The sequence below is a fragment of the Pseudomonas sp. GW458-11-26-14-LB4 genome (genome assembly GCF_059423925.1).
The window spans coordinates 157845-169638 of sequence record NZ_JBWKYU010000001.1 but is presented as its reverse complement, the minus strand read 5'-3'; the positions used below and the strand labels follow the sequence as shown (position 1 = coordinate 169638).

At 60.7% G+C, this 11794-nt stretch carries 8 protein-coding genes; 2 read left to right on the top strand and 6 right to left on the bottom strand.

Translation table 11 applies throughout. From position 1 onward, the window contains the following. Window positions 1–46: 46 nt before the first annotated feature. From betA to betI, 3 genes are all read right to left on the bottom strand, one after another. On the bottom strand, window positions 47–1750 hold the full coding sequence (betA, locus tag AC07XZ_RS00720; protein ID WP_102685744.1) for a choline dehydrogenase: 1704 nt from the start codon (window positions 1748–1750) through the stop codon (window positions 47–49). A gap of 106 nt (window positions 1751–1856) precedes the next feature. Then, window positions 1857–3329: a betaine-aldehyde dehydrogenase gene (gene betB / locus AC07XZ_RS00715; protein WP_102685743.1), complete on the bottom strand. Its 1473-nt coding sequence runs from the start codon at window positions 3327–3329 to the stop codon at window positions 1857–1859. A 108-nt stretch (window positions 3330–3437) separates the two neighbouring features. Continuing rightward, complete coding sequence (betI, locus tag AC07XZ_RS00710; RefSeq protein ID WP_011336305.1) at window positions 3438–4031, bottom strand: transcriptional regulator BetI; 594 nt, start codon at window positions 4029–4031, stop codon at window positions 3438–3440. A gap of 483 nt (window positions 4032–4514) precedes the next feature. Here betI and AC07XZ_RS00705 point away from each other — a divergent pair, with 483 nt between their 5' ends. Continuing rightward, the gene (locus AC07XZ_RS00705; protein ID WP_223290698.1) at window positions 4515–6455 is read left to right on the top strand and encodes a BCCT family transporter; all 1941 of its coding nucleotides are present in this window, start codon (window positions 4515–4517) and stop codon (window positions 6453–6455) included. A 92-nt stretch (window positions 6456–6547) separates the two neighbouring features. On the opposite strand, the gene choV is transcribed toward AC07XZ_RS00705, so the two are convergent. The 3 genes from choV to AC07XZ_RS00690 form a co-directional block, all read right to left on the bottom strand. Continuing rightward, complete coding sequence (choV, locus tag AC07XZ_RS00700) at window positions 6548–7726, bottom strand: choline ABC transporter ATP-binding protein (protein ID WP_102685742.1); 1179 nt, start codon at window positions 7724–7726, stop codon at window positions 6548–6550. Beyond that, a complete protein-coding gene (gene choW, locus AC07XZ_RS00695) occupies window positions 7723–8568 on the bottom strand; it encodes a choline ABC transporter permease subunit (protein WP_007959749.1) in 846 nt (281 codons plus the stop codon). Before choW ends, choV begins: the two co-directional genes overlap by 4 nt. 67 nt (window positions 8569–8635) lie before the next feature. Next, the gene (locus AC07XZ_RS00690) at window positions 8636–9583 is read right to left on the bottom strand and encodes a choline ABC transporter substrate-binding protein (protein WP_085746647.1); all 948 of its coding nucleotides are present in this window, start codon (window positions 9581–9583) and stop codon (window positions 8636–8638) included. Window positions 9584–10016: 433 nt separating this feature from the next. Here AC07XZ_RS00690 and AC07XZ_RS00685 point away from each other — a divergent pair, with 433 nt between their 5' ends. Then, window positions 10017–11393 (top strand): L-serine ammonia-lyase, encoded by a 1377-nt coding sequence (locus tag AC07XZ_RS00685; protein ID WP_102685741.1) that lies wholly within the window; start codon window positions 10017–10019, stop codon window positions 11391–11393. The last annotated feature ends 401 nt before the right edge of the window (window positions 11394–11794 follow it).

Sequence of the window (11794 nt, the reverse complement as noted above, 5' to 3'; positions counted from 1 at the left end):
GTGGGAGCTGGCTTGCCAGCGATTAGCCGTGACGCGGTATTACGGTTTACTGAGCAACAGCACTCACATCACGCAGCGCCTTGCCTTTCACCGGCGCATCGCCAGCGACATAGTACGGTGCGTTGCTGCGCGGCAGCGGCTGGCGGCCACGGATCTTGTCGGCGATTTTCTCGGCGATCATGATCGTCGGCGCGTTCAGGTTGCCAGTGGTGATGATCGGCATGATCGAGGCATCGACCACACGCAGACCCTGCATGCCATGCACGCGGCCTTCGCCATCCACTACTGCCATGTCGTCGGTGCCCATCTTGCACGAGCAGGACGGGTGGAACGCGGTTTCGGCGTGCTCGCGGATGAACTTGTCCAGCTGCTCATCGGTTTGCACTTCGATGCCCGGGCTGATTTCACGGCCACGGAAGGCGTCCAGTGCAGGCTGTTGCATGATTTCACGGGTCAGGCGGATGCCGTCGCGGAATTCCTGCCAGTCCTGCTCGGTGGCCATGTAGTTGAACAGGATGCTCGGGTGCTGGCGCGGATCCTTGGATTTGACCTGGACGCGACCGCGGCTCGGCGAACGCATGGAACCCATGTGCGCCTGGAAACCGTGCTCTTTCACACCGTTGCTGCCGTTGTAGTTAATCGCCACCGGCAGGAAGTGATACTGGATGTTCGGCCACTCGAATTCCGGACGGGTACGGATGAAACCGCCGGCTTCGAACTGGTTGCTGGCGCCGATGCCGGTGCCGTTGAACAGCCACTCGGCACCGATGGCCGGCTGGTTGTACCAGAGCAGCGACGGGTACAGCGAGACCGGTTGGGTGCAAGCGTATTGCAGGTACAGCTCGAGGTGATCCTGCAGGTTTTCACCGACGCCCGGCAGATCGTGAACGACCGGGATGTCGAGGCTTTCCAGCAGTTTTGCCGGGCCGACGCCGGAGCGTTGCAGCAGTTGCGGCGAAGCGATCGCGCCGGAGCAGACGATGACTTCTTTACGGGCGCGGGCTTCAACGCGTTCTTCAGCGGCGCCGACCAGGTAACGCACGCCAACGGCACGCTTGCCTTCGAACAGAACCTTGTCGGTCAGGGCGTGGGTGACGATGGTCAGGGTCGAACGCTTCTTGGCCACGTCCAGGTAACCACGGGCGGTGGAAGCACGACGGCCGTTCGGCGTCACGGTGCGGTCCATCGGGCCGAAGCCTTCCTGCTGGTAGCCGTTCAAGTCTTCGGTACGCGGGTAACCGGCCTGCACGCCAGCTTCAACCATGGCGTGGAACAGCGGGTTGTTGCCCGCTTTCGGAGTGGTCACGCTGACCGGACCGTCGCCACCGTGGTAGTCGTTCGGGCCGATGTCGCGGGTTTCCGCTTTACGGAAATACGGCAGGCAATCGAGGTAGGACCAGTCTTCCAGGCCTGGCAGTTTGGCCCAGCCGTCGTAGTCCATTGCGTTGCCGCGGATGTAGCACATGCCGTTGATCAGCGAGGAACCGCCGAGGCCTTTGCCGCGACCGCATTCCATCCGGCGACCGTCCATGTGTGGCTCAGGATCGGTTTCGTACGCCCAGTTGTAGCGGCGGCCTTGCAGCGGGAATGCCAGGGCTGCCGGCATCTGCGTGCGGAAATCGAGACGGTAGTCCGGGCCACCGGCTTCGAGCAGCAGGACGGTGACGCCTTCGTCTTCAGTCAGACGGGTCGCCAGGGTGTTACCGGCAGAGCCGGCACCGACGATGATGTAATCGAATTCTTGGGACATTGAATGCACCCTCTTTGAAGTTGGTCAGGTCAGACAGCCAGCGCTTCCCTGTGGGAGCGGGCTTGCCCGCGAAGGCGGCTTCGCGGGCAGCACACGATGGCGGGTCTTAGAACACCGAGACGTAATCGCCCAGCTCGACCTGTACCGATTTGATGCGAGTGAAGTTGTTCAGCGAGCTGATGCCGTTCTCACGGCCGACGCCCGACTGCTTGTAACCGCCAACCGGCATTTTTGCGTCGGACTCGCCCCAGGCGTTGATCCAGCAGATACCGGCTTCCAGTTGATGAATCACGCGGTGGGCGCGGTTCAGGTCGCGGGTGACGATACCGGCGGCCAGGCCGAAGTCGGTGTCGTTGGCGCGACGGATCACTTCTTCTTCGGTTTCGTAGGTCAGGATCGCCATTACCGGGCCGAAGATTTCTTCACGGACGATGGTCATGTCGTCGGTGCAGTCGGTGAACACGGTCGGAGCCACGAACGCGCCCTTGGCGAATTCGCCGTCGGTCAAACGTTCGCCGCCGCACAGAACGCGGGCGCCTTCTTCTTTACCCTTGGCGATGTAGCCCAGCACGCTTTCCATGTGCGGGAAGCTGACCAGCGGGCCGAAGTTGGTGTTTTCGTCTTCCGGGTTGCCAACGCGGATGCGCGCAACGCGCTCGACGATCTTGGCTTCGAAAGCGGCTTTCAGGTGGCTCGGCACGAACACGCGAGTGCCGTTGGTGCAGACCTGACCGGAGCTGTAGAAGTTGGCCATCATGGCGGTGTCGGCGGCGCGATCCAGATCGGCGTCGTCACAGATGATCAGCGGAGACTTTCCGCCCAGTTCCATGGTCACGTCTTTGAGCGACGAAGCCGAAGCGCTGGCCATGACCTTCTTGCCGGTGTCGGTGCCGCCGGTGAAAGAGATCTTCTCGATGCGCGGGTGCTCGGTCAGCCAGGTGCCGACTTCACGGCCGCTGCCGGTCAGTACGTTGAACACGCCGTTCGGAACGCCGGCTTCGGTGTAGATTTCGGCCAGTTTCAGGGTGGTCAGCGAGGTGACTTCGCTTGGCTTGAAGATCATCGCGTTACCGGCCGCCAGGGCTGGAGCGGATTTCCACAGAGCGATCTGAATCGGGTAGTTCCACGCGCCGATACCGGCGACAACGCCCAGCGGCTCGCGACGGGTGTAGGCGAAGGAAGTGTCACGCAGCGGGATCTGCTCGCCTTCGATGGCGGGCACCAGGCCTGCGTAGTATTCCAGCACGTCGGCGCCAGTGACGATGTCGACGTACTTGGTTTCGGAGAAGGCTTTACCGGTGTCCAGGGTTTCCAGGGCTGCCAGTTCATCGTTGCGCTCGCGCAGGATGTCGACGGCACGACGCAGGATGCGCGAACGCTCCATGGCGGTCATCGCGGCCCAGATTTTCTGGCCCTTTTCGGCGCTGACCACAGCACGCTCGACGTCTTCCTTGGTCGCACGTTGCACTTGTGCGAGGACTTCACCGTTAGCCGGGTTGATGGCTTCGAAGGTGGCATCGCTGCCGGCGTCGGAGTACGCGCCATCGATGTAGAGTTTTTGCAGTTCGAAACGGGCCATAGTGTCCTCGCAAGTGCATTAGTGGTTGGCGTTGGTCACCGGGTGAGCCATATAGCTGTGGCATCACTGGTCGGTGACAGTTCAGGGGCCGAGCGTTTTCTCTGTGCTCTAGCTCACCTGCTTGGCCAATTGGAAATCCATGTATTCGTAAGCGATCTGTTGCGCCTGCGCAGTGTCGAAAGCGTCTCCCGACAGCGCGCCGCGCAACCACAAACCGTCGATCAGAGCTGCCAGTCCACGGGCGGCGGTGCGCGCATCTTCGAGCGGCAACACACGGCGGAACTCGCAGCACAGGTTGGAATACAGACGGTGATCGTTGATCCGCTGCAACCTGTGCAAAGACGGCTGGTGCATGCTGGTGGCCCAGAAGGCCAGCCAGGTTTTCATTGCCGGGCCATTGACTTGGCTGGCGTCGAAGTTGCCTTCGATGATCACCTGCAGATGCGCCCGGGGGCTGCTGTCTGCCAGCGCCTGACGGCGCGCGGTGACGTTCTCGCTGAGGACGCTCATCAGATACCGCATCGTGGCGGCAATCAGGCCGTTCTTGTCCTGAAAATAGTGACTGATGATGCCATTCGAGACACCGGCCAAACGGGCGATCAGCGCAATGCTGGCGTCCCCCATTCCGACCTGATCAACCGCCTGCAAAGTGGCTTCGATCAGTTGTTGGCGGCGGATGGGTTGCATACCGACCTTGGGCATCTTGCACATCTCCTTAGGCCTTCCGACGGGCGAATGACGCCTATCGGATTGAGGGCCAGTCTATTTTGTTTTGATTGAACGTTCAATCAACAAAGAATAAGATCTGCGACAAATCGTCGCTGCCTACAGATTTTTCCTACGTGTAAGTGGCGATAAGACCGACATCCGAAAAGGCTCGAAACCTGCGCGGGGCAAGGCGCGGTTCGACGTTCGATGGACGTGTTGAATGGGCAAGACGCTCAAGGCCAGGTTTCGGATGAACGTCCATGCCTCGGCCACGACGGCGATTCGCGATGCCATCTCTGCAGGTTCGGGCTTTTTTCGGGGTGTCTTTATATCACCCGCCGGTCGGCTGCCAACTAACCGATTGGTCGGGTTCCGTGTTGCCTTGTGTTCTTCTCTCGCACTGCCTGGAGCATTTGTGCCATGAGTTCTGCCTCGCTTATAAAGACCCCGCCCGAGAAGGTGACGGTCAACGGTTGGGTGTTCTACACCTCTACCGCGCTGATTCTGTTGTTGACCGCCATTCTGATCATCGCCCCGCAAGAGGCCGGCAGAATGCTGGGAGTGGCTCAGGCCTGGTTGTCCCGCAGCTTCGGCTGGTACTACATGGTGGTGATCGCCGCTTACCTGGTTTTCGTGGTCGGCCTGGCGTTTTCCTCCTACGGCAAACTCAAACTGGGTAGCAAGGACGACACCCCGGATTTCAGCTACGGTGCCTGGGCGGGGATGCTGTTCTCGTCGGGTATCGGTATTTCGCTGCTGTACTTCGGCGCCTCCGAGCCGCTGGATCACTACTTCAATCCGCCGGAAGGTGCGTCCGCGACCAACATGGCGGCACGTCAGGCCGTTCAGCTGACTTTCCTGCACTGGGGCCTGCACGGCTGGGCGATCTATGCGCTGGTCGGTCTGGCCGTGGCTTATTTCGCTTATCGTCATAACCAGCCGCTGGCCCTGCGTTCGGCGCTGTACCCGCTGGTGGGCGAGCGTTGGGTCAAAGGCGCTGCCGGTCATGCGGTGGACGGCTTCGGCATGTTCGTGACCCTGCTGGGTCTGGTGACCAACCTGGGGATCGGCTCGCTGCAAGTGTCCTCGGGCCTGGAAAACCTGTTCGGCATGGAACACAGCAACACCAACCTGCTGATCGTGATCATCGTGATGAGCACCGTGGCGACCATCGCTGCCGTGTCCGGTGTGGAAAACGGCATCCGTCGTCTGTCCAACCTCAACATCATCCTGTTCAGCGGCCTGCTGATTTTCGTTCTGCTGTTCGGCCCGACCCTGCACCTGCTCAACGGCTTCGTGCAGAACATTGGCGACTACCTCAACGGCGTGGTGCTGAAGACTTTCGACCTGTACGTCTATGAAGGCGACAGCGAGAAGTCCGACCGCTGGCTGGGCCTGTGGACTCTGTTCTACTGGGCGTGGTGGATTTCCTGGGCCCCATTCGTCGGCATGTTCATCGCGCGTATTTCCCGTGGTCGTACCGTGCGTGAGCTGGTGGCTGGCGTGCTGCTGATTCCGCTGGGTTTCACCTTGGCGTGGCTGTCGATCTTCGGTAACTCGGCGCTGGATCTGGTGATGAACCAGGGCGCGGTGGAACTCGGCAAGACGGCGCTGGAACAGCCGTCGATGGCGATCTATCAGTTGCTTGAACACTACCCGGCGTCGAAAGTCGTGATCGGCGTGTCGATCTTCGTTGGTTTCGTGCTGTTCCTGACCCCGGCCGACTCCGGTGCGGTGATGATGGCGAACCTGTCCTGCAAGGGCGGTAACGTCGACGAAGACGCCCCGCACTGGCTGCGGATCTTCTGGTCGGTCGTGATCACTCTGGTGACCATCGGCCTGCTGTTCGCCGGTAACTTCGAAGCCATGCAGACCATGGTGGTGCTGGCCGGTCTGCCGTTCTCGGTGGTCCTGGTGTGCTTCATGTTCGGCCTGCACAAGGCGATGCGCCAGGACATGCAGATCGAACAGGAGCAGGCGCAACTGGCTGAACGCGGTCGTCGTGGTTTCAGCGAGCGCCTGACCCAGCTGGATCTGCAACCGAGCCAGTCGGTGGTTCAGCGCTTCATGGACAAACACGTCAGCCCGGCGCTGGAAGATGCCGCTGCGCAGATGCGTGCACAGGGTCTGGAAGTGCAGACGCTGCTGGGCAAATCCAAGCGCTGCATGGGCGTGCGGGTCGAGATGGAAGAGGGCAACCCTTTTGTCTACGAAGTGAGCCTGGACGGCTACCTGGCGACCCCGAGCGAGTCGGTCCAGTCCGATGAAGCGCGCCAGCGTTTCTACCGCGCCGAGGTGTACCTGCACAACGGCAGCCAGGACTACGACCTGATGGGCTTCACACAGGATCAGATCACGCGCGATGTGCTCGATCAGTTTGAAAGCCATCGGCAGCTCCTTGGCCGGGTCTATAGCTGAGTTGTGATTCAGGATCGTTCCCACGCAGAGCGTGGGAACGATCAAAACAAAAACGCCGCGATCCTCTCGCGGCGTTTTTGTGTCTGCTCTCTTTACCCCAGGTTCTTGCCGAGCAGCGCGTGATACAGCTCGCTGTCCCCAAGAATCCCCACCACATGGTTGTTGTCGTGCAGCACCAGTTTGTTGCCGGTCTGGTAACGGATCTGCAAGGCGTCGCGCATGCCGATGTTCGAGTCCACCAGCGTCGGTTTGCGCTCCAGCCCTTCCACGGCTTGCCCCGGTGCCCAGTTCTGCAGGTTCAGCACCGAACCGTTCTGCCGCGCACCCTTGATGGTGTTGCCTTCGGCCAGGTCCAGCCACGAATCGCCACCCGGATCGAGGCATACCGAACCGTTGATGCGTTTGCAGTTGTCCAGGGTGCGCATCAGGCTGCGACCGCACAGCACGTTCAGCGGGTTGGTGTGGGCGACGAAGGTGCGCACGTAATCGTCCGCCGGGTTGAGCACGATCTCTTCCGGCACGCTGTACTGGATGATCCGGCCGTCTTTCATGATCGCGATGCGGCTGCCGAGTTTCAGCGCCTCGTCGAGGTCGTGGCTCACGAAGACGATGGTCTTGCTCAGCTTGCGTTGCAGTTCCAGCAGTTCATCCTGCAGACCCTGACGGATCAGCGGGTCGAGCGCCGAGAACGGTTCGTCCATCAGCAGGATGTCGGCATCCATCGCCAGCGCGCGGGCCAGGCCGACACGCTGCTGCATGCCGCCGGACAGCTCGTCGGGCTTCTTGTTGCGCCATTGGGTCAAGCCCACCAGTTCGAGTTTGTCATCGACCAGCTTGCGCCGTTCCTTCTCCGGGCGACCCTGCATTTCCAGACCGAAACTGATGTTCTCGCGCACCGTCAGCCACGGCATCAGAGCGAACTTCTGGAACACCATGGCGATGCGTTTGGTGCGCATCATTTTCAGCTCGGCCGGGGTGCAGGAGGCGATGTCGATCTGCTTGCCTTCGTGTTCGACGAACAGCTTGCCGCGGCTCACGGTGTTGAGGCCGTTGATGCAGCGCAGCAGGCTCGACTTGCCGGAGCCGGAGAGGCCCATCAGCACGCAGATTTCGCCTTTGTTGATGTCCAGGCTGGCCTTTTCAACGCCAACGATCTGCCCGGTCTTTTTCAGGATCTCACTGCGGGTCAGGCCTTGATCGAGAAGTTTCAGTGCTTCGCGCGGATCCCTGGTGAAGATCACGTCAACGTTATCGAAGCGAATTATGCTCATGCGTCACCCCCTACTTTGGCGTCGGGTTGTTTGCAGATACGGTCGAGCATGATCGCCAGCAGTACGATCGCCAGGCCCGCTTCGAAGCCCAGGGCGATATCAGCAGTGTTCAGTGCGTTGACCACCGGTTTGCCGAGTCCGTCGGCGCCCACCAGTGCCGCGATCACCACCATCGACAGCGACAGCATGATGCACTGGGTGATGCCGGCCGCGATGCTCGGCATGGCGTGAGGCAGTTCGATCCGTGAAAGCAGTTGGCGACGCGAGCAGCCGAAGGCCTTGCCGGCGTCCATCAGTTCTTGCGGGACATCGCGGATGCCCAGGTAGGTCAGGCGGATCGGCGCGGCGATGGCGAACACCACCGTCGAGATCAGGCCCGGCACCACACCCAGCCCGAAGAGGGTCAGGGTAGGAATGAGGTAAACGAAGGTCGGTACGGTCTGCATCAGATCGAGTACCGGCCTCATCAAAGTGTAGAACATCGGTTTGTGCGCGGCGACGATGCCCAGCGGCACGCCAATGACCACGCAGACCAGGGTCGCGAACATGACCTGGGCGAGGGTTTCCATGGTTTCCTGCCAGTACCCCAGGTTGAGGATCAGCAGAAAGGAGGCTACCACGAACGCGGTCAGGCCCCATTTGCGTTGAATGAAGTGGGCCAGCAGGGCGATGAGGCCGATCAGCACCAGCGGGTTGAACCAGGTCAGCGCAAACGTCACGCCGTGGATCATCGTTTCCAGTGTCACGGCGATTGCGTCGAAGGTGTTGGCGCCGTGTTGCGTCAACCATTCAACGAAGCCCGCGATGTACTGGCCTAAAGGGATTTTCTGATCAATCAGCATGGTAGTGAACGTCCGCATGCAAGGAAATAAACAGCCCGGACGGGACTAGCCCGCCCGGCATAAGCGATTACTGGGCAATCTTGGCTTTCACGGCCTCCAGGCCAGGTTTACCGTCAATGGTGGTCACGCCAGCGAGCCAGGTATCGAGCACCTGTGGATTCTTTTTCAGCCAGGCCTTGGCGGCCGCGTCAGGCTTCATCTTGTCGTCCAGGATGTTGCCCATCAGTTCGCTTTCCATGTCGACGGTGAACTCCAGGTTTTTCAGCAGCTGGCCTACGTTGCTGCATTCCTCGGCGTAGCCCTTGCGGGTGTTGGTCGCCACGGTGGCGGCGCCGAAATCCGGGCCGAAGAAGTCATCGCCGCCGGTCAGGTACTGAATCTTGAAGCGCTTGTTCATCGGGTGCGGCGCCCAGCCGAGGAACACCACGGCGGTGTCGCGTTTCTGCGCGCGGTCGACCTGCGACAGCATGCCCGCCTCGCTGGATTCGACGACCTTGAAGCCGGCGTCTTTCAGGCCGAAGGCGTTCTTGTCGATCATGCTCTGGATCAGACGGTTGCCGTCGTTGCCCGGCTCGATCCCGTAGATCTTGCCGTCGAGTTCTTTCTTGAATTTGGCGATGTCGGCGAAGTCGTGCAGACCCTTGTCATACAAGGCTTGCGGAACGGCGAGGGTGTACTTGGCGCCCTTGAGGTTGGTGCGCACGGTTTCCACGGTGCCGGCGTCGCGGTAGGCCTTGATGTCGTTTTCCATGGTCGGCATCCAGTTGCCGAGGAACACGTCCATGTTCTTGCCGTCGGCCAGCGACTTGTAGGTCACGGGGACGGAAATCATGGTGGTCTTGGTCTTGTAGCCGAGGGCCTGAAGCACGACGGAGGTGGTGGCGGTTGTCGCGGTGATGTCGGTCCAGCCGACATCGGAGAAGTTCACGGTACTGCACTGCGCCGGTTCTGCGGCTTGAGCCAGTAACGGCAGACTCAGCATGGCGGCCAACAACAACGACGGGGAACCTTTCATGAATGGACTCCTTGGTGTTTTTTTGGCAGTGTTCCGATTGGACCACCGCACTTATGGGTTGCGGTTGGATGGCGTTCTGGAGACAGCTCTACCGCAGCGCCTTGCAATCGAGTCGATACGATCATGTACCAGTGAAAATCTGACGCCTACAGGGTGCGTCGTATCCAGTACAGGGATGGTCGCATCCAGTGTCAGTGACGTCGTTTACAGCTTTTTTCTGCCCTGTCTGGCCATCTGAACCGCATAAAAACGGCGAAAACACGGGCTGAAACCGGCACGGCGTTAGTGGGCATGAGTACGTCGGTGTCAGACGCCGAACGACCCGGGAAAAGCCCGATGATGCGGGCATTCCGGCGGATCGCAGCTTGAGCGTAGCAGCTCCGCCAGCGGGCGCTTCACGCCCCGGACCGGCACTCTCAGGAGCTCTGCAGCAATGGCTATCAGCGTTTTCGACCTGTTCAAAATCGGCATTGGCCCTTCCAGTTCCCACACCGTCGGGCCCATGCGCGCCGCCGCCCTGTTCGTCGAGTCGTTGCGCGACAAACATCTACTGGAGCAGGTGCGCCGCATCGAGGTGCAGCTGTTCGGTTCGCTGTCGGCCACCGGGGTCGGTCACGGCAGCGACAACGCGGTGATCATGGGCCTGATGGGCGAGTGGCCGGACGCGATCGACCCGTCGCAGATCGGCCCGCGGATCCAGGCCTTGCGTGAAACCCACACGCTGTTGCTCGACGGTCGTTTGTCGGTGCCCTTTATATGGGGCCGCGACATGCGCCTGATCGACGAGAACCTGCCGTTCCACCCCAACGCCATGACCCTGGTTGCCGAAGGCGATCACGGCGAGCTGCATCGCGACACCTACTATTCGGTCGGCGGCGGTTTTGTGGTGGACGAGGCGCAAGCCTCCAGCGGTGTGGTGGATCTGGATCGCACCGAGTTGCCTTACGACTTTTCCAGCGCGGTGGAACTGCTGGAACTGTGCAAGATCCACAACCTGCGCGTGGCCGAACTGATGATGGCCAACGAGAAGGTCTGGCGCAGCGAAGAAGAAATCCGCGCCGGCCTGATGAAGCTCTGGCGGGCGATGCAGGATTGCGTCGAGCAGGGCCTCAAGCACGAAGGCATCCTGCCCGGCGGCCTCAACGTGCGCCGCCGCGCGGCGAAGTTGCACCGCAGTCTTCAGGAATTGAACAAGCCCAATGTGATCGGCTCGACCCTCAGCGCGATGGAGTGGGTCAACCTGTTCGCCCTCGCGGTGAACGAGGAAAACGCTGCTGGCGGACGCATGGTCACGGCGCCCACCAATGGCGCGGCGGGGATCATTCCGGCGGTGCTGCATTACTTCATGAAATTCAGCGAGGCGGTGACCGACGCCAACGTGGTCGATTACTTCCTCGGGGCGGCGGCGGTGGGGATTCTGTGCAAGAAGAACGCTTCGATTTCCGGCGCTGAAGTCGGCTGTCAGGGTGAAGTCGGTTCGGCTTGCGCAATGGCGGCGGCAGGGCTGGCGGAAATCCTCGGTGCGAGCCCTGAGCAGTTGTGCAACGCGGCGGAAATCGGCCTGGAACACAACCTCGGTCTGACCTGCGATCCGGTGGGTGGCCTGGTGCAAGTGCCGTGCATCGAGCGCAATGCGATTGCGGCGGTGAAGGCGATCAACGCGGCGCAGATGGCCTTGCGTGGGGACGGTCAGCATTTTATTTCGCTGGACCGGGTGATCCGCACCATGCGCGATACCGGCGCCGACATGCATGACAAATATAAAGAGACATCGCGGGGCGGGTTGGCGGTCAGCGCGGTTGAATGCTGATTCCTTCGATAACCTCGGACCAGTCAAAACTGCGCACCAAGTGAGCATCGGTAATAAAACGCGCCACCTTTTGGCGCGTCGCTATCAGATAAGAGTCTTTCCCACCTCCAGCGCCTGATTTGCAGGCGCTACCGTCCGTCACCCGTGCCTGCGGTGACACTGTAGGACAATCGTGCGCAGGCCAGTTCCCACAAGTGCTACCGATTTGCTCACACGCTCCGGGGCAGGGCTTTTGCGGCCGCTGATGGCACTTCGAATTACCCTCCGTCGGAGCGCTTGTATAGACGCGTCGCGACGTCGTTTTCAGGAGTTATTGAACAGCCATTCAATTTTAGGCATGGCAATTGCTCTGTCATAACAAAGCCCGTCTCACGCAAGAGAACGATGGCAATAACAAGAGC